The following is an 18447-nucleotide window of genomic DNA, read 5'->3' as shown; positions in this document are numbered from 1 at the left end:
TGAACCCCGTCGGCGCCTCAAGGATCGGCAGCCCCGACCTGGCTGTCAATCCCCACCTAGCCCTCACATGCTAGAGCCGTTTGCCGCTGGCGGTGTCGAACACGTGAAGGTGCCGGGCCTCCACGCTCAACATGATGCTGTCGCCGGGACCCGCATTGGTGCGTCCTGCAATCACCACGCGGACCAATTCGCCCTGGATGCGCGCCGTGATCTGGGTTTCCGAACCTGTCGGCTCGACCACCGAGACCGTCGCCTGCCAGCCCGATTCGCTCAAGATCAGGTGCTCCGGCCGGACGCCCAGCGTGACTTGCCCCGTCAAGGGTTGCTGCGATCGAGGCAGGGCGAGCTCGACGCCGCCATCGAGCGTCAGCCGGTCGGGGCTGTGCACCTGCCCCGCAAAGAAATTCATCTGCGGCGAACCGATGAACGCGGCGACAAACAGGCTTTGCGGCTTGTCGTAAAGATCCAGCGGCTTGCCGGCCTGCTCGACCCTTCCTCCGTTCATCACCACGACGCGATCTGCCAGCGTCATGGCCTCGATCTGATCGTGCGTGACATAGACCGTCGTCGTCGCGAGCCGCTGGTGGAGCTCCTTCAATTCCGAACGCATCTGCACGCGGAGCTTGGCGTCGAGATTGGACAGGGGTTCGTCGAAGAGAAACACGTTCGGGTCGCGGACGATTGCGCGGCCCATCGCGACGCGCTGCCGCTGGCCGCCCGACAGCGCCCGCGGCTTGCGCTCGAGCAGGTGATTCAGGCCGAGGATTCGCGCCGCGTCCGCGACACGCCGGTCGATCTCCGCTTTCGGAAATTTCCTCTGACGGAGCGCGAAGGCCATATTGGCGCGCACGGTCATGTGCGGATACAGCGCATAGTTTTGGAACACCATGGCGATGTCGCGGTCCTTCGAGGGGACGTCGTTGATCACCCGGTCACTGATTGTGATCGTGCCGTCGGTGATGTCCTCGAGTCCGGCGATCATCCGGAGCAGGGTGGATTTGCCGCAGCCCGAAGGGCCGACCAGGGCGACGAACTCGCCGTCGGGAATGTCGATAGAGACACCGTGGAGCACCTCCAGCGTCCCGTAGGATTTACGCGCATTGTCAATTCGAACGCTACCCATGCGTGACCCCTTGTGGTCCGCGCGTCTGGAGCAGCGCGCGGGAGATTGTCGAGCAATTTGTGAACATCGAGGTGGCGCCGTGGTGGCTCACCCCTTGACCGCCCCGTCGGCCAGGCCCTGGATCAGCCACTTCTGAACCAGCATCGCGAAGATCACCACGGGGATGACGGTCAGCGTCCCGACCGCGGTCAACGCCCCCCAATTAGCGCCGTTGACCGTGTCCCCGGCGATGCCCGCGATCGCGACCGGAATGGTCGAAGCGTTGCGGCTGGTCAGCACGATGGCGAACAGCAGTTCCTCCCAGGCCAGGATCACGCAGAAGATGAGCGTCGACAGCAAGCCGGGCAGCGAGATCGGCACGATGATCTTGAAGAAGGCGCCGAAATGGCTGCAGCCGTCGATCATCGCCGATTCTTCCAGTTCCTTCGGCAGCGCCATGAAGAAACCGCGCATCAGCCACATCACGTAGGGAATCAGGAACGTGCAGTAAGCGAGGATCAGGATGATGTGCTTGTCGATCAGGCCGAGGCTGCGCCCGACCAGGAACATCGGCACGGCCAGCGCGATCGGCGGAACGCCACGCGACATCAGGATCAGCACGCCGATGAAGGTCGCTCCGCGAATCTTCAGGCGGGACAGCGCGTAGCCGGCCATCGAGCCCGCCACGATGGAGATGATCCCGGCGCCGAACGCAACGATCACCGTGTTCAGCATCTGATAGGGAATGATGCCGCGCTGCAGATAGGTGATGTAGGTTTCCAGCGTCGGCGTGAACAAGAACGTCGGTGGCGTCGTAAAGATGTCCCTCTGCTGCTTGAACGACGTCAGGATCATCCAGAACACCGGGAACAGGAACAGCAGCGAAGCGGTGATGCCGCCCGCTATGCGCAGCGACCTGCCGACGTGCGCCCTCCGGCGGCGTCCGGTCAACGAGACGGTGACGGTCAATGCATCTCCTCCAGCATGCGGCTGCCGCGCAGGAACAGCGCCGTCAGCACCATGGTCGCGATCAGCACGAGGACGGCCATGGCGGCGGATTCGGCGAATTTCAGCGAGTGGAACGCTTCCTCGTAGATGAACAGGTTGATGACTTGAGTCGAGGCGCCGGGCCCGCCATTGGTCGAGGCGAGCGCGATGTCGAACATCTTCACCGCGCCGAGCCAGCGGACGACGAAGGTGGCGGCGATCATCGGCAACAGCAGCGGAAGGGTGATCGACCACAGCGTCGTCCACCAATTCGCGCCGTCGATCTCGGCGGCCTCGAAGATGTCGCGCGGCAGCGCCAGGATAGCCGCCGTCGCGATCAGTACGATGAAAGGTGTCCAGCGCCAGGTGTCGATGATGACAATGGTCATCATCGCAAGCGTCGGATTGCCCAGCCAGTCATACGGACCGAGGCCGACGAAGCCGAGCGCGTAGTTGGTGAGGCCGTAGAGCGGATCGAGCAGCATGCGCCACACGCCTCCCGCCACCACGGGAGCTACCACCATCGGTATCAGAAACAGGGCGCGGATCACGCCGCGCCCCGTCCATTCGACGTTGACCAGATAGGCAATTGCAAAGCCCAGCACCATCTGCAGCGGCAGCGCCAGCCCCAGATAGATGCCCGTCACCTTGAGCGAGGCCCAGAAGCGCTCGTCCTGAAGCACTTCGGCATAGTTGTCCCATCCGACCCAGTTCGTCGCGGTGAACGTGCTGAGGTCCAGTTCCGAGAAGCTGATCTCGATCGTGTAGATGATGGGGTAGGCCAACATGGCCAGCAGGATCACGCTCGCCGGCGTCATGAACGCCCAGCGGCTGGCGAAATCCGCCAGCCTTTCGATGCGTGGATGCCGTGCGGACCCTTGGGTCGCTCGCAGAATAGCCATGAACGGTTGGTCCTATTTCAGAATCTTTTCGACCCTGGTCGAGGCGGTCTGCAGCGCGGCTTCCGGTGTCGCTTGTCCGGAAATAGCCGCCGCCACCGCATCCGCCAGCACCTGCTGAACGGCATCCGACTTCGGATGACGCAGGCGCCACATCTTGCCGGCCTCGGCGGTGTCGTATCCTTGCTGAAGCGCGGCGAACACCGGGACCAGCCAGTCGCTGTCGGGCTTGCTGGTCAGCGTGGATTTGCGGGCCGGGAAGCCGCCCAGCGTGTTGCTGTGCCAGCGTTCGCCCTCTCTCGAGCTGAACCATTGCAGCAAGGCCCACGCAGCTTCCTTGTGCGCGCTCTTGCTCTGGATGGTGCCGCTGGCAATGCCGCGATGCGCGCCGGCATGGGCGCTGCCGACCGGCATCACCTGGATCCCGACCTCTTCCGGCGTCAGCTTCGTGGTCTTCGGATCGACCGCGCTGTTGCGGTAGACGCTGCCCCACATGAAACTCGTCGCCGCCTGTCCCTGGCGGAAGGAGGAGAGGGCTTCGCTGTAGCCATGGCTGACGGAGCCGGGCGGGGCATATTTGAGCAGCTCGACATGGATCTTCAGCGCCTTGACGCCGATCTCGTCGTTGAAGGCGGGCTTGTTGTTGGCGTCGATCAGCTGGCCGCCGTAGGAATTGAAGATGGCCTGCCAGATCGTCGGAGTCAGCTGATCGCGCTTGAAATAGGTATCGATCGCCCACGCATCGACGGTGCCGTCGCCGTTGGTGTCCTGCACCAGCTTCGGAGCCTGCGCCAGATATTCGTCCCAGGTCAGCGCCGCTGTCGGCACCGGGAGGCCGGCTTTCTTGTATAATGTCTTATTGACGAACATCAGCAGCATGTTGGAGCGAAAGGGCACGCCGTACTGAATCCCCTTCCATTCAGTGGCTGCCAAGGGCGCAGCATTGAAATCGTCCCAGTCGTAGTCCTTGGCGGTCCAGGCGGCGGTTTCCTTGCGGAGATCGAGCAAGGCACCGGTCTGCGCGATCTGCGGAACCCATGGATCGTCGGCGACAATGATGTCGTAAACCGGTTCCACCGCCGTCGCATCGAGCATGATCTTTGCAAGCAACTCGGCATAGGGCACCGGGTCGATCGTGACATTGATGTATGGATAGGTCTTGTTGAATTCCGGGACCATGCCGGCTTGCCAGGCATTGGCATAGGCCGCATCGGCGATCATCCGGAGTTTTACCGGCTGCTCCGCGGTTCCGAGTCCTTTGGCGTCTGGCGCACCGAATGCGCGCGTGGCGATCACGGATGCCCCTGCGATCAAGACTGTACGACGTGACAATGGGCCGAGGCCCCGACGATTCTGCTGCATAGTTCCTCCCCTGTAATATTATGGCGCCCTGACCTTGCCGGAGCCTGCGTTCAGCGGCAGCATCGATGGCCGATCAGCAATCAGGTCACCTGAATGCCTACCGGATGCCTTCGGCCTGTCCACGAAACACAACCTGTCGGTGGCGGGTCGCCCCGAGATTTTCTTGGTCAACAACGCGCCGCCATTGTTGGCTCGGTTGCCGCTCGCAATGCTGGCGGGGCCGAAGTCCTGGCGCGGACTCAGATCACACTGGCGTGGCGCGTCAGCATGTGGTCGCTCGTTTGTCGGATCGGACGGCGTTCGCCTTCACTTGCGGGCGGGGAACCGTCCGTCGGCTCTTCGTTATCGAATGAACTGATTCACGAAATCGGCGCCGAGGCCGACCTTGATGTAGTGCGCGCGGCACAATTCGATGCGCTGGAAAACATCCGCGTAACCAGTGATGTCCCCCTTATCGTCGACGTAGAGCATCGACCCGTTGACGAGGAACCAGGTGATCATTTCCTCGACACCTTCGTCGATGACGAGCGTGTGGGTTTCGCCTGGCGGCTCGAACACGTAGCTGCCTTCGGTCGCAACCCAGTCGTGCTCCAGATAGCGCCATTGGCCCTTGATGACGTAGCCGTGAACCGGGGCCGGATGACGATGAACGCTGACCACGCCCGCCGCACGGACCCGCAGCAGGCTGGTCCAGTAGCCCTCGACCGTGTTCAGCAGCAGCGGACGAAACCAGACATTGTCGTGCAGAGGGACCCAGACGCGCTCGTCGTCAGGCTCCGCCTTGAGCACGATTTCCGGAATCATGCCCGCGGGCTGGCGCTCTGGCGGCACCGGTCTTGGAAACGCTTTCATCCCTCTGAACTCCTGTTCTTTTTAATTGAAGATCCGGGATGCGAATGCCGCTGCGGACACCCGGCAGACCGAACCACTTGACCTGCGTCTGCCGATAATCCAATTTACAGAACGCCGTTCTATTATCGCGTCGCGCGATTCAGTGTGTCAAGTTGATTCTTCGAAAGTCGGGAAAAGCGCATGATCGAGAGCCTGATGATGGACGAGCCGTTGCTGCTGTCGTCCATCATCGACTATGCCGCGAGCTACCATGGCGACACCGAAGTCGTTTCGCGCAGCGTTGCCGGCGAGGTGCACCGTTATGGCTATCGCGAGGCCTACGACAGAATGCGCAAGCTTGGTCGTGCGCTGCAGGGTGTCGGGCTGACGCAATCGGATCGCGTCGCGTCGCTGTGCTGGAACACGCACCAGCACTTTGAACTGTTTTATGCGGTACCCTGCGTCGGTGGCGTTCTGCATACAGTGAACCCTCGGCTATCCGAGGACCACGTCGTCTATATCGTCAACCACGGCGGAGCGAAGATCCTGTTGTTCGACAGCGGTTGCGCTGACCTCGTCGGCAGGATCCGGAGCCGCCTGAGCCATGTCGAAACCGTCGTCTACATCAATGACGGTCCTGCGCCGCTCGAGACCCAGGGGGCGTGTCTGGACTACGAAGCCCTGATCGCGGCGAGCGGCGCTCTTGCTGAATTTCCGACGTTCGACGAAAAGGCCGCGGCGATCCTGTGTTACACTTCAGGCACGACGGGTAATCCCAAGGGCGTGCTCTATTCGCACCGCTCCTTGGTGTTGATCGCGCTGGCCAGCATTGCGAAGGATTTCTTCGGCGGCTACCGCAATGGCGCGCTCGACGTCTACATGCCGATCGCCGGCATGTTTCATGCGACCGGATGGAGTTTTCCCCACACCGCTCCGCTGTGCGGCGCAAAGCTCGTGCTGCCCGGCCGGCAGCATGACCCCGCGGTGATTTGCATGCTGATGCAGGATGAACATGTGACGATCGCAGGGGCGGTGCCAACGGTGTTGCTGACGTTGTGCGACTGGCTGGATCGGAACAGCCAGAGCATTCCCAGCCTGCAGTCGCTGCTCACGAGTGGCAGCGCCGTGCCGCAGTCGCTGATCGAGCGCTGGGAACAGCGGCATGGCGTCAGTATCGTGCAGACCTGGGGCATGACGGAATCGTTGTGCTCAAGCAAGGGGAGCCTGAAGCCAGGCCTCGAACGCCTGTCGAAGGCCGAACAACTTGCCTACAAGGGTAAGTCGGGGCGTGCGTCCTGGGGCACGCGCTTGCGCCTTGTCGAGGAAGACGGCCGTCCCGTGCCGCACGATGGCGTCTCGGTCGGGGCCATGCAGGCGCGAGGCCCGTGGACCGCAAGCGGCTACTACAACGAGACCTCGAGCCCGTTGAGCCGAGACGGTTGGCTGGTCACCGGAGATATGGCGACGATTGATCCGGAAGGGTATATCGAGATCAAGGACCGCGCCAAGGACATCATCAAGTCCGGTGGCGAATGGATTTCCAGCGCCGAACTCGAAGAACTCGCGCTGACTTATCCGGGCGCCCGCTATGCCGCTGTGATCGGTATCCCGCATCCGAAATGGCAGGAGCGACCGCTGCTCGTGGTGCAGCAGCAGGACGATGAGATGCCGATCGACCCGGCGTCGCTGTTGAACTTCATCGGCGCCAAGGTCGCGAAATGGTGGATTCCGGAACGGGTCGAGGTGATCGCCGAAATGCCGCTGTCGGCGACCGGGAAGATACTGAAGACCGAACTCCGCAAGCTGTTTCCGGCATGAGCCTTCGATGACCGCTGCTCCTCCCGCCTCCCTCTCGCCCGATCACGGCCTGCTCGTTCATCGGGCTGCCATTGTCGATAATTGGGTCGACCATAACGGCCATATGAATGTCGCGGCCTATCTGACCGTGTTCGATGCCGCGATCTGCAAATTCTGCACGCAATGCGGGATCGGTCCCGACCGGATCGGAGAAACCGGAAAGACGGTATTCGTCAGTCAAGCCAATATCGTCTATCGGCACGAATTGCACCTCGGCAGTCCTATCCAGGTGCATTTGCGCATCCTCGCGCTCGGGACCGACCGCCTGCACGTCTACATGACAATGCAGGACGAACAGCATGGCCACCTTGCGGCGGCCAACGAGCAACTGCTGGTGTGTGTCGGGATCCAAACCCGTCGCCCGGCGCCATTGTCGACGGACGTCCACGAGACCTTCAAGGCGATCTTCGAGTCGCAAAAGCACCTTCCCGCTCCGCGCTACGCCGGCCGCGCCATTTCACTTCGTCACGACTGAAGATTGAGTTCCCTGCAATGACGGACAAAATCTCTGCGATGCCCATCAAGGTCATCGGTTTTCCCTCGCTTTATGTTCAGGGCCCGGGCGCTCTCGATCGGCTTGGCCCTTGTCTCGGCAGTCTGGCGGACGGCGGCGCGGTGGTCGCCCTGGTCGATCCCTTTGTGATGCCGCTGTTCAAATCCGTCGCCGCCGAACTCGGCGACAAGCATGGCATTCGAATGAACCTGTTGGCATTCACGGGTGAATGCACGCGTCGCGAGATCGACCGCCTGGTGGCTGCGATCGGCGACAACGCCTGCACCGCGATCGTCGGTGTCGGCGGCGGCAAGGCGTTGGATACGGCCAAAGCCGTAGCGCATGCGCTGTCGGTGTCGATCGTCATCGTTCCGACCATCGCTTCCAGCGACGCCCCCACCAGCCGGCTGATGGCGATCTACGACGAGAACCACAAGATTGTCGAAGTGCCGCTGCTGCGCCGCAATCCCGACGCGGTCCTCGTCGACACCTCGGTGATCAGGTCGGCGCCGCGCCGGTTCTTCGTCGCGGGAATCGGCGACGCCATCACCAAGAAATTCGAAGTGGCCGATTCGGTTGGCGCCGGCTTACCCAATTTCTTTCAGGGGGCGCCGACGCGGTTGGCGTCGCTGCTGGCGGAAAGCTGCTACCAGGTGATACGCACGGATGCAGTGGCGGCGATGGAAGTGTTCGATCTGGCGGTGCCGAGCGAGGTGGCGAATGCCGCGTTCGAACGCGTTGTCGAGGCGACCGTGCTGTATTCCGGTCTGGCTTTCGAAGGCGGCGGCCTGTCCATCGCCCATGGCATGTTGCGGGGCATCACCGCCTATCCCCAGACGCAACAAGCGCTGCATGGCGAATTGGTGGCTTACGGTCTGTTGGTCCAGCTCGCCGCGAACGGCTTCGCCGACGATGCCCTGCTCGAGATCAGGGATTTCCTCGTCAAACTCGGGCTGCCCGTTTGTCTCGCCGACATCGGGCTGCCCAATGGATCCGATAACGACATCCGCAACATTGCTTCGCTGACCTTCGAGGCACCTTACGTCGCCGCTCGCCATGAATTGGTCTCCAGGCAGCAACTGGCCGAAGCCATCGTCCGGGTCGAATCCTTGTGAGCAATCGACTTGAGGCGCGGGTGGTCACGCCGGAGCCCCCAACCTGTCCGACCTGGGACCAAATTGTTGGGCGCCAACGACGCAAAGTTATGATTCCGCGCGCACGCGATTGCCGCGCGTGTCGGCTGCTCAATGATCGGGTTTTGAATTCCGGCCGCTTGAGTTCGTCCCGGGAAGCGGTATACACAGCTGTGGATAAAAATAGAATAGCGTTCTGTTTTTAGGATATGCAGAGCCTGACCAGGCGGATTGTGGCTGAGGACATGCGCGGCGCGCCGGTGCCGCGCGAGGGAACATCGATAGGATCGTCATGAGCAAATACGATGTCGTGGTTGTGGGGGCGGGCAATGCCGCGATGTGCGCGGCACTCGCAGCGCGGGAATATGGCGTGAGCGTCGCGGTGCTGGAATGCGCGCCCGAGGGCGAGCATGGCGGCAATTCGACCTTTACCGCGGGCGCCATGCGGGTCGCCTACAACACGGTGGAAGATCTTTACGAATTGATGCCCGACCTGTCTGACAGCGAGAAAGAAACCACCGACTTCGGCACCTACAGCGAAGACCAGTTCTTCGACGACATGGCGCGCGTCACGCAGAACCGCACCGATCCCGATATGTGCGAACTGCTGGTGCGCCGCAGCCATTCCACCATGAAATGGATGCGCAGCAAGGGGGTACGTTTCGTGCCGATCTACGGCCGCCAGGCGTTCAAGGTGGATGGCCGATTCAAGTTCTGGGGCGGTTTGACCGTCGAGGCTTGGGGTGGCGGTCCGGGACTGGTCGAGGCGCTGCACACATCGGCCAAGCGCGAGGGCATCGACGTGATGTTCGAAACGCGCGTACTGTCATTGCTGACGAACGACGAAGGCGCCGTGACCGGTATGCGGGTCCGTCAGGGCGGCAAGTTGCGCGAGATCTCCGCGAAGGCCGTCATCCTTGCCAGCGGTGGGTTTCAGGCGAATGCCGAATGGCGCACGCGCTATCTCGGTCCGTCGTGGGATCTGGCGAAGGTGCGCGGGACGCGGTTCAACACCGGTGCCGGCATCCAGATGGCGCTCGATATCGGCGCGCGACCGACCGGCAACTGGTCGGGCTGCCACGCGGTTGGCTGGGATCGAAACGCCCCGGAGCATGGCGACCTCGCAGTCGGCGACGGCTTTCAGAAGCATTCCTACCCGTTCGGAATCATGGTCAACGCGAACGGCGAGCGCTTCGTCGATGAGGGGGCCGATTTCCGCAATTACACCTACGCCAAATACGGTCGGGTCATTCTCAATCAGCCAGGCCAATTTGCCTGGCAGATCTTCGATCAGAAGGTTGCCCATCTGCTGCGCGACGAATACCGCATTCGGCAGGTGACCAAGGTTCAAGCCGACACGCTGGAAGACCTGTCGAAGAAGCTCGATGACATCGATCCCGCGGGCTTCATGCGCACCGTCAGCGAATGGAACAGCGCCGTCACAACTGATGTTCCGTTCAATCCGAACGTCAAGGATGGCCGTACTACCAAAGGCCTTGGCATTCCGAAAAGCAACTGGGCCAATACGCTGGACAAGCCGCCCTATCTCGCCTTCGCGGTCACCTGCGGCATCACCTTCACCTTCGGCGGCCTGAAGATCACGCAAGCCGGCGAAGTCGTCAGCCTCGACGAGGCGCCGATCCCGAACCTCTATGCGGCCGGCGAACTGGTCGGCGGGCTGTTCTACTTCAACTACCCCGGCGGAACCGGTCTGATGGCGGGCGCGGTGTTCGGACGCCTCGCAGGCGATTCCGCGGGTGCGCGCGCGAAGGCTGGCCGATGACCCCGCAGCTGTTTCTCGTTGGCGACGAATGGATCGTTGGCGAAGGCAAGCCGCTGAAATCGGTCAATTCGGCGAATGGGCGGGTGAATTGCGAGATCGGCACCGCGAATGCGGCAGACGTCGGCCGCGCCGTGCAGGTGGCCGAGATCGCTCAGCGAAGGCCCGCATGGCGCGACATGAAACCACACGAACGCGCGCGACTGCTCAATCGCATCGCGCAAGGCATCGGCGACAATGCCGGCAGTCTCGCCGAAAATCACCCCTACAGGCAGCTCAGCATCTCGACGCCGTTCGGTGGTTTCAAGACCAGCGGCATCGGACGCGAGAAGGGCATTGGCGGCATGCGACTCTATCAACAGGTCAAGAGTCTCTATTGGAATCGCGACCAGCGGACGGCCGCGTGCGGTTAGACCGGAGACAGATAGCACCGCCGCGAGGCCCGGTGCGTCCGCGCCTCTGCGCAACAACGAATACCCGCTCGATGCCGCCGCCGCATCGCCAAGGGTAATAAGAACATCGGCGGCAAACAGAAAAACCAAAAAGGGAGGCAAAGTGATGACGTTCAAGATGGCGATCAAAATGAGATTGAACGCGGCGGCGCTCTTGCTCGCCGCTTCGGCGAGCATTGCGTCGGCGGCAGACGACGTCATCAGGATCGGAGTGCTGAACGATCAGTCAGGTGTGTTTGCTGATAACGGCGGCCAGGGGTCTGTTGCAGCAGCCAAGCTCGCGGCGGAGGAGTTCGGAAACGAGATTCTCGGCAGGAAGATTGAGATCATCTTCGCCGACCATCAGAACAAGCCGGACGTTGCGGCCGCTACCGCTCGCAAATGGTTCGACAATGAAGGCGTCGATGTGATCGCCGACGGCGCGGCGTCTTCGGCAGGCTTCGCGATCCTCGAAGTCGCGCGCCAAAAGAACAAGATCTTCGTCATCAGCGGCCCGGGCTCGTCCGATTTCACCGGCAAGTCCTGCTCGCCGACGAGCTTCCATTTCAATTACGACACCTATGCGCTGTCGAAGATGACCAGCGACGCCGTTACCCGCGGTGGCGGCAAGGATTGGTATTTCATCGCGGCGGACTACGCCTTTGGTCACGCTCTGCAACGGGACGCCACCAGGTTCATCGAGGCCGCAGGCGGCAAGGTCGTTGGCTCGGCTGCGCATCCACTCGGAACTGCCGATTTCGCGTCGTTCCTGCTTCAAGCGCAGGCCTCCAAGGCCAAGGTGGTCGGGCTCGCGACCTCGGGCGCCGACGTGCAAACCGCGATCAAACAGGCCGGCGAATTCGGCATTGTGCAGGGCGGTCAGAGTCTCGCCGGCCTCCTGGTCTTCATTACCGACGTGCACGCACTCGGGCTCAGGACGACGCAGGGCCTGCAGGTGACCACGTCGTTCTACTGGGACCTCAACGATCGAACTCGTGCCTGGTCGAAGCGTTACGCCGCGTTGATGGGCGGCAAGGTGGCCAGCATGGTGCAGGCCGGCGTGTACAGCGGCGTGCACCACTATCTCGCGGCAGTCAAAGCGGCGGGCACGACGGATCCTGCCGTGGTCGCTGCCAAGATGCACGAGCTGAAGGTCAACGACATGTATAACCAGGACGTCGCCGTCCGTGCCGATGGCCGAGTGCTTCACACCATGTACCTGGTGCAAGTCAAAACGCCGGAAGAGTCCAGGTACAAGTACGACTACTACAAGATCGTGAGCTCGCAGCCGGGCGAGCAGGTGTTCCGTCAGCTGGCCGAAGGCGGCTGTCCGCTCGTCAAGCAATAGACGCGAAGATGTCCGGGCGCGGCATGTCGCGCCCGGAATCAACGACATTCAGGGAGAAGGCGCGTATGCCAGATTTCATCGGCTTCATCGGTCTCGGCGTCATGGGTGAGCCGATCTGTCGCAATCTCGTGCGCAAAAGCGAGCGCGCCGTGGTTGCGTTCGATCTCGCGCAAGAGCCGCTGGCTCGGGTTGTGGCCGACGGTGCGAACGTCGCCGGCTCGGTTGCGGACGTCGTGCGCCAAAGCGCGGTGATCTTCCTGTGTCTGCCGAGTGCCCGCCACGTGCGCGCGGCCTTCGATGGCGAGTCGGGCATTCTGAGCGCGGTCCAGCATGGACAGATCGTGGTCGACCTCGGAACGTCGGCGGTGGATCTGACACGCGAATTCGCGCGACGGCTCGAGGAGAAAGGGGCAGCCTGGATCGATGCGCCGATCGCGCGAACCCGACAGGCCGCGCAGGACGGTACGTTGAGCGTGATGGTCGGCGCCTCGCCGGAGCAGTTTGCCGGCATCGAACCGCTGATCCGCCATTTCGCAACCGAGGTGACGCTGTGCGGCGGCACGGGTGCGGGACAAATCACCAAGATCCTCAACAATATGGTGCTGTTTCAGACGGTCAACGCGCTGGCTGAAGTGGTGGCGATCGCCAGACGCAGCGGAGTCGAACCCAGGCTGTTGCTGGAAACCCTTTCCAAAGGTTCGGCGGACAGCTTTGCGCTACGGAACCATGGCATGAAGGCGATTGTGCCAGGCGAATTTCCGCTGCGCGCGTTCTCCACCGAGTACGCGTTGAAGGATCTGTCCTATGCGCTCGATCTTGCCGCGCAGGTGGGCATCAAGCCGCGCGGCGCAGCGCTCGTCGGCGCCATCTTTCAGGAAGCCATCGACAGTGGGATGGGCGACGCATATTTTCCGGTGATCGCGACTCTGATCGATCCGTCGGGGGCGGCGGCCAAGGAATAGCCGCCGTGCGCTGAGGCAGAAACCGGTCGCTGCAATGGACGGCGGCGCGAAATATCCGGAGGTAGAATTGTCGGTGGGTCATCCGAACGTGAACGCAAACACTTCGGCGCCGAACTGAGAAGTTCGATTGCGAACATTCTGTCGACGATAGGTTCTGGGTGTCTTGTCAGTTGGTGCGGGCGCTTTTCCAAGCCTGCGCCGTAGCGCTGCTCGTCGAGGTCGATTCGGTGGGCATCCCCGGGCGGCTCTTTGTCGACTCCATGAGAGGGAATTCGGAAAGGCCAATCTGAGTGGCTTTATTTCAAAATCATGGTTTTGTCCCGATTTGAAGCCGGCGGCCAACGGGAAGCGTGGGTTTATGGCCATGGTCTCGGGCTCGGTGATTGCCCGAGGATGCGAAGGCTCGGCAGACAGCTGCAAGCGATGCCCGTATGGACAATTCCCTTTACGCAGCAGCTCTCGCAAGGAATGCTGGTCATCGCCGTTCGAAAATTGAGCCGTGCCCGTCCCCGCAGCCAATTCCCTGCGTCTCGCCTCAGCGCAGCCGGCTTTGCGATGCATCATCGAATGATTCGAGCGGAATAGGTTTTGATCCCAGCTCTGTCGCGCATTGATGTCAGGCCGTGTATGAGTTGCTAAATGGGGATCTGAGTGGATTTCCGGGTGACTGTGGGGCAGATGGTTCGGCAAGCCAGGAGCGTTGGTCTGGACAAGGAGCGGGTGCTTCGGTGGGGCGTGGGGACATGCTTGGCCGCCGCTATCGGACTGTTTTCGGTTGCGGCGCGAGCCGAAACCATTCCGGAAGCCTTGGTCAAGGCCTATCAGTCCAACCCGCAGCTCAATGCCGAGCGGGCGCGGCAACGCGCCACCGATGAAAACGTCCCGCAGGCGCTGGCGGGCTACCGACCGCAGATCATCGCCAGCCTGAGCGCGGGCATGCAGGCGGTGCGCAACCTGCTTCCGGATAATTCGATCCAGACCGCAAGCTTGAAGCCCTGGACGATCGGGGTGACGGTGACCCAGACGCTATTCAATGGCTTCAAGACCGCCAATAGCGTCCGGGTCGCCGAGTTGCAGGTGCAATCAGGCCGCGAAGCGCTGCGCAATGTCGGGCAGGGCGTACTGCTCGACGCCGTGACAGCCTACACCAATGTGCTGGCGAATCAGGCGCTGGTCGAGGCACAGCGGGCGAATGTCGCGTTTCTGCGAGAAACCCTGGGGATAACCCAGAGACGCCTCAGCGCCGGCGACGTCACGCCGACCGATACCGCGCAGGCCGAAGCGCGGCTGAGCCGAGGTCTTTCGGATCTGAACGCCGCCGAGGTCAATCTCGCGGTCAGCGAGGCGACTTATGCACAAGTGATTGGCAACTCGCCGGCGCGGCTCAGCCCGGCCGAGCCGGTGGACCGGCTGTTGCCGCACAGCCAGGATGAGGCGATCGCGCTGGCCTTCAAGGGGCATCCTGCGGTGGTCGCTGCCGGCTTCGACGTCGACGTCGCGTCGACCACCATCCATGTGGCTGAAAGCAGCCTCTATCCGACCATCACGCTGCAAGGCAGTGCGAGCCGCAGCGGCGAGTCGGATCTGACCCTAGGTACCAAACGCACCGACCAGGTGGGTGTGGCCGGACAGATCACCGCGCCGATCTATGACGGCGGCACAACCGCATCCCAGACCCGCCAGGCCAAGGAACTCGCCGCGCAAAGTCGACTTGTGCTGGACCAGGTGCGCAATCAGTCGCGCACCGCGGCGGTTGGCGCCTGGGTCGCAAACGAAGGCTCCAAGATTGCCGTTAGCGCTTCCAAGTCGGAGGTTCGCGCGGCGACCGTCGCGCTGCAAGGCGTCCGGCGGGAAGCGGAGGGCGGCCAGCGCACCACGGTCGACGTCCTGAATTCGCAGCAGGATCTGATTTCGGCGAAGGCGCGGTTGATCGGCGCGCAGCGTGACCGCGTGATCGCGTCCTACACGCTGCTCAGCGCGATCGGCGGGCTGGATGTCAGAACCCTCGGGCTGAATACGCCCGACTACCTGCCCGAGGTGCACTACCACCAGGTGCGCGACGCCTGGCACGGCCTGCGGACACCGTCGGGACAGTAGCATCGCCGCGCGCTGCAGGTTGCGGGCTCTATCGCCCACGCCGCGAAAAATATGAGATCAGCACCGGCAGCGTCAGCAGGATGACGAACGGTGCCAGCATCATCCCGGTCACCACCACCACCGCCAGCGGTTTCTGCACCTGCGAACCGATTCCCGAAGACAACGCCGCAGGCAATAATCCGACGCCCGCAATGATGCAGGTCATCAGCACCGGTCGGATCTGAAGTTCGCCGGTACGGATCACCGCGCGCGCGCGGTCGACGCCTTCGTCGATCAAGTGGTTGTATTGCGACAGGATGATGATGCCATCCATCACCGCGATCCCGAACAGCGCGATGAAGCCGATCGCGGCGGAAACACTGAACGGAATGCCGGTGATCAAAAGTCCCAGCACGCCGCCGAAGATCGCAATGGGGATCACGCTCATCGCGAGCAGCGTGTCGATCACCGAGCCAAAATTCAGCCAAAGCAGGATCGCGATCAGCATGAGGCTGATCGGCACCACGATCGAGAGTCGCGTGATCGCGTCCTGCAGATTGCCGAATTCGCCGACCCATTCCACCCGCGATCCCGACGGCAGCGGCACCTGTGCGGCGACCTTCTCCTGCGCCTCCTTGATGGCGCCTCCGAGGTCGCGTTCACGCACCGAGAACTTGACCGGCAGATAGCGCTCCTGCTGTTCGCGGTAGATATAGGCCGCGCCGGACACCAACGTAATCGAGGCAACCTCGCTCAGCGGAATTTGGGTGATGCCATTGGGGCCCGGCGCGCCGATGCGCAGATTTTGAATCGCCTCGGCGCTGCGGCGATATTCCGGCGCTAGCCGCACAATGATCGGAAAATGGCGATCGCTGCCCGGCTCGTAAATGTCACCGGCGGTATCGCCGCCGATCGCGACGCGGATGGTGGCGTTGATATCGCCGGGCGTGAGCCCGTAACGTGCCGCCCGTGCCCGATCGATGTCGATCTGGATCGTGGGCTGGCCCAGCGAGGTGAACACCGACAGGTCGGTCACGCCGCGCACGGTCGAAAGCACCGCCTTGATCTTGTTCGCAGTGGCGGTGAGGGCGACGAGATCATTGCCGTAGAGCTTGATCGAATTCTCGCCCTTCACCCCGGACACCGCCTCCGCGACGTTGTCCTGCAGATATTGCGAAAAGTTGAATTCGACTCCGGGGAATTTATCTTGCAACTGGGACAGCAGGCGGGCGGTCAATTCGTCCTTGTCGTGCGAGCCGGGCCATTCGCCGACCGGTTTCAGCGGTGCAAAGAATTCCGCGTTGAACAGGCCGGCTGCGTCGGTGCCGTCGTCCGGGCGGCCATGTTGCGACACCACGGACTCGACCTCCGGGAAGGTTCGGATCAGTTTTCGCATCTCATTGACGTAACCATTGCCTTCCTGAAGCGAGATGGTGGGCGGCAGGGTCGCGCGAATCCAGAGATTGCCTTCTTCCAGCTTCGGCAGGAATTCGAGGCCGAGCAGGCGAACAAAAATCACCGTCATAATCACCAGGCCGGCCGCGCCGGCCATGATCAGCTTGCGATTGCCGACCGCCCAGTGCAGGGCTGGAGTGTAGAGCCGGTGCACCCACAGCACCGCCCAGGTCTCGGTTTCCTTGACGTGCGACGGCAGGATCAGTGCGCTCAGCGCTGGCGTGACGGTGAACGTTGCCAGCAATCCGCCGGCCAGTGCATAGGCATAGGTCCGCGCCATCGGTCCGAAAATGTGGCCTTCGACACCGCTCAGGGTGAACAGCGGCAGGAACGCGGCGATGATGATGGCGGCGGCGAAGAAGATCGATCGCGATACGTCGGTGGCGGCGCCGAGGATGGCGTTGCGCTTGATGTCCATCGCGGCGTCGGACACGATCCCGCCCTCCGCCGGCAGGGCGGAGGTGAGCGACAGCCGGCGGAAGATCGCTTCGACCATGATCACCGTCGCATCGACGATCAAGCCGAAATCGATCGCGCCGACCGACAGCAGATTGGCGGACTCCCCGCGCAGCACCAGGATGATGACCGCGAAGAACAGCGCGAAGGGAATCGTCGCGCCGACAATCAGCGCGCTGCGCAGGTCGCCCAGAAAAACCCACTGCAACATCACGATCAGCAGAATGCCGACCACCATGTTGTGCAGCACGGTCCTGGTGGTGACGTCGATCAGGTCCTTGCGATCGTAGATGCGTTCGATCCGCACACCCGGCGGAAGGATGCTGGAGGCGTTGATCGAAGCCACCATCTGCTCGACCCGCGCGATGGTCGGCGAGCTTTGCTCGCCGCGGCGCATCAGCACGATGCCTTGCACGATGTCGTCGTCCTGATCGATCCCGGCGATGCCAAGCCGCGGCTTTTCGCCGATCGTGACGGTCGCGATATCCTTGACCAGAACCGGATTGCCGCCGCTCTGCGAAACCATGGTCGAAGCGAGGTCGTCGATCGAGCGGATCAGCCCGACGCCGCGCACCACGGCGGATTGCGCGCCGATATCCACGGTATTGCCGCCGACATTGATGTTGGAGTTGCTCACCGCCTGCAGCAATTGCGGCAACGTCAGCCCGTAGGCGATCAGCTTGTTGAAGTCGACCTGCAGTTCGAAGGTCTTGGTCTTGCCGCCCCAGCCGGTGACGTCGATCACGCCGGGAACCGCGCGGAACCGGCGCTGCAGCACCCAGTCCTGCAGCGTCTTAAGATCGAGCACGCTGTAGTTCGGGGGGCCGACCAGCCGGTAGCGAAAAATCTCGCCGATCGGACTGAGCGGCGAAATGCCCGGTTGCGCGCCGCCGGGGAGGGGCGGCAGTTGCGACAGTCGGTTCAGCACCTGCTGCAGCGCTTCATCGTAGGTGAAGTCGAACGAGAACTGCAACTTGATATCGGACAGGCCGTACAAAGAAATGGTGCGCATCGTGCGCAGGTTCTTGATGCCGGCGACCTGGGTCTCGATCGGAATCGTGATGTAGCGCTCGATCTCTTCCGACGACAGCCCCGGACTTTGCGTCACGATGTCGACCATCGGCGGCGTCGGATCGGGATAGGCCTCGATATTGAGCTGGCGGAACGCGATCAGGCCGCCGATCAAGACCGCGGCGAAGATGACCACCATCAGGACGCGGTGGCGGAAGGCAAATGCGACGAGACGATCCATCCGGGTCCGATCTTGAATAGGCC

General features: G+C 62.4%; 14 protein-coding genes. 8 read left to right on the top strand and 6 right to left on the bottom strand.

Going from position 1 to position 18447, the window contains the following annotated elements; genetic code table 11:
• Nucleotides 1-70: 70 nt before the first annotated feature.
• The 5 genes from ugpC to HXX15_RS17170 all read right to left on the bottom strand — a co-directional run bounded on the left by ugpC (nt 71) and on the right by HXX15_RS17170 (nt 5202).
• Nucleotides 71-1123 (bottom strand): sn-glycerol-3-phosphate ABC transporter ATP-binding protein UgpC, encoded by a 1053-nt coding sequence (gene ugpC, locus HXX15_RS17190; RefSeq protein ID WP_296517554.1) that lies wholly within the window; start codon nt 1121-1123, stop codon nt 71-73.
• A gap of 87 nt (nt 1124-1210) precedes the next feature.
• Nucleotides 1211-2071: a carbohydrate ABC transporter permease gene (locus HXX15_RS17185; protein ID WP_296517553.1), complete on the bottom strand. Its 861-nt coding sequence runs from the start codon at nt 2069-2071 to the stop codon at nt 1211-1213.
• The gene (locus HXX15_RS17180; RefSeq protein WP_296517552.1) at nt 2068-2907 is read right to left on the bottom strand and encodes a sugar ABC transporter permease; all 840 of its coding nucleotides are present in this window, start codon (nt 2905-2907) and stop codon (nt 2068-2070) included. Before HXX15_RS17180 ends, HXX15_RS17185 begins: the two co-directional genes overlap by 4 nt.
• A gap of 96 nt (nt 2908-3003) precedes the next feature.
• Nucleotides 3004-4209 (bottom strand): sugar ABC transporter substrate-binding protein, encoded by a 1206-nt coding sequence (locus tag HXX15_RS17175; protein WP_296517551.1) that lies wholly within the window; start codon nt 4207-4209, stop codon nt 3004-3006.
• Between the two features lie 483 nt (nt 4210-4692).
• Complete coding sequence (locus HXX15_RS17170; RefSeq protein ID WP_296517550.1) at nt 4693-5202, bottom strand: 2,4'-dihydroxyacetophenone dioxygenase family protein; 510 nt, start codon at nt 5200-5202, stop codon at nt 4693-4695.
• Nucleotides 5203-5382: 180 nt separating this feature from the next.
• On the opposite strand from HXX15_RS17170, the gene HXX15_RS17165 reads away from it, so the two are divergent.
• From HXX15_RS17165 to HXX15_RS17130, 8 genes are all read left to right on the top strand, one after another.
• Nucleotides 5383-6999, top strand: a complete 1617-nt coding sequence (locus tag HXX15_RS17165; protein WP_296517549.1) for a long-chain fatty acid--CoA ligase — start codon at nt 5383-5385, stop codon at nt 6997-6999.
• 7 nt (nt 7000-7006) lie between these two features.
• A complete protein-coding gene (locus tag HXX15_RS17160; protein WP_296517548.1) occupies nt 7007-7513 on the top strand; it encodes a thioesterase family protein in 507 nt (168 codons plus the stop codon).
• A gap of 38 nt (nt 7514-7551) precedes the next feature.
• Complete coding sequence (locus tag HXX15_RS17155; protein ID WP_296517547.1) at nt 7552-8646, top strand: glycerol dehydrogenase; 1095 nt, start codon at nt 7552-7554, stop codon at nt 8644-8646.
• 310 nt (nt 8647-8956) lie between these two features.
• Nucleotides 8957-10447, top strand: coding sequence for an FAD-dependent tricarballylate dehydrogenase TcuA (gene tcuA / locus HXX15_RS17150; protein ID WP_296517546.1), 1491 nt, complete (start codon nt 8957-8959; stop codon nt 10445-10447).
• Complete coding sequence (locus HXX15_RS17145) at nt 10444-10857, top strand: aldehyde dehydrogenase family protein (RefSeq protein ID WP_296517545.1); 414 nt, start codon at nt 10444-10446, stop codon at nt 10855-10857. The genes tcuA and HXX15_RS17145 overlap by 4 nt, the downstream gene beginning before the upstream one ends.
• A 145-nt stretch (nt 10858-11002) precedes the next feature.
• The gene (locus HXX15_RS17140) at nt 11003-12223 is read left to right on the top strand and encodes an ABC transporter substrate-binding protein (protein WP_296517544.1); all 1221 of its coding nucleotides are present in this window, start codon (nt 11003-11005) and stop codon (nt 12221-12223) included.
• A 65-nt stretch (nt 12224-12288) separates the two neighbouring features.
• Nucleotides 12289-13185, top strand: coding sequence for an NAD(P)-dependent oxidoreductase (locus tag HXX15_RS17135; protein ID WP_296517543.1), 897 nt, complete (start codon nt 12289-12291; stop codon nt 13183-13185).
• Nucleotides 13186-13863: 678 nt separating this feature from the next.
• On the top strand, nt 13864-15282 hold the full coding sequence (locus tag HXX15_RS17130; RefSeq protein WP_296517542.1) for a TolC family outer membrane protein: 1419 nt from the start codon (nt 13864-13866) through the stop codon (nt 15280-15282).
• A gap of 28 nt (nt 15283-15310) precedes the next feature.
• Here HXX15_RS17130 and HXX15_RS17125 read toward each other — a convergent pair whose 3' ends face one another.
• A complete protein-coding gene (locus HXX15_RS17125) occupies nt 15311-18424 on the bottom strand; it encodes a CusA/CzcA family heavy metal efflux RND transporter (protein WP_296517540.1) in 3114 nt (1037 codons plus the stop codon).
• Nucleotides 18425-18447 lie beyond the last annotated feature (23 nt).

This window comes from Rhodopseudomonas sp., from assembly GCF_013377015.1.
Taxonomy (GTDB): Bacteria; Pseudomonadota; Alphaproteobacteria; order Rhizobiales; family Xanthobacteraceae; genus JARJEH01.
Note: the sequence above shows the minus strand (reverse complement) of the source record. Positions and strands in the feature narration are given on the sequence as shown.

What these genes read in the sequence shown, in the direction of transcription:
- ugpC (WP_296517554.1), bottom strand. Translation starts at nt 1,123, where the DNA reads ATGGGTAGCGTTCGAATTGACAATGCGCGTAAATCCTACGGGACGCTG.
- HXX15_RS17180 (WP_296517552.1), bottom strand. Translation starts at nt 2,907, where the DNA reads ATGACGCCGGCGAGCGTGATCCTGCTGGCCATGTTGGCCTACCCCATC.
- HXX15_RS17175 (WP_296517551.1), bottom strand. Translation starts at nt 4,209, where the DNA reads ATGATCGCCGATGCGGCCTATGCCAATGCCTGGCAAGCCGGCATGGTC.
- HXX15_RS17170 (WP_296517550.1), bottom strand. Translation starts at nt 5,202, where the DNA reads ATGAAAGCGTTTCCAAGACCGGTGCCGCCAGAGCGCCAGCCCGCGGGC.
- HXX15_RS17165 (WP_296517549.1), top strand. Translation starts at nt 5,383, where the DNA reads ATGATCGAGAGCCTGATGATGGACGAGCCGTTGCTGCTGTCGTCCATC.
- HXX15_RS17160 (WP_296517548.1), top strand. Translation starts at nt 7,007, where the DNA reads ATGACCGCTGCTCCTCCCGCCTCCCTCTCGCCCGATCACGGCCTGCTC.
- HXX15_RS17155 (WP_296517547.1), top strand. Translation starts at nt 7,552, where the DNA reads ATGCCCATCAAGGTCATCGGTTTTCCCTCGCTTTATGTTCAGGGCCCG.
- tcuA (WP_296517546.1), top strand. Translation starts at nt 8,957, where the DNA reads ATGAGCAAATACGATGTCGTGGTTGTGGGGGCGGGCAATGCCGCGATG.
- HXX15_RS17145 (WP_296517545.1), top strand. Translation starts at nt 10,444, where the DNA reads ATGACCCCGCAGCTGTTTCTCGTTGGCGACGAATGGATCGTTGGCGAA.
- HXX15_RS17140 (WP_296517544.1), top strand. Translation starts at nt 11,003, where the DNA reads ATGACGTTCAAGATGGCGATCAAAATGAGATTGAACGCGGCGGCGCTC.
- HXX15_RS17135 (WP_296517543.1), top strand. Translation starts at nt 12,289, where the DNA reads ATGCCAGATTTCATCGGCTTCATCGGTCTCGGCGTCATGGGTGAGCCG.
- HXX15_RS17130 (WP_296517542.1), top strand. Translation starts at nt 13,864, where the DNA reads ATGGTTCGGCAAGCCAGGAGCGTTGGTCTGGACAAGGAGCGGGTGCTT.
- HXX15_RS17125 (WP_296517540.1), bottom strand. Translation starts at nt 18,424, where the DNA reads ATGGATCGTCTCGTCGCATTTGCCTTCCGCCACCGCGTCCTGATGGTG.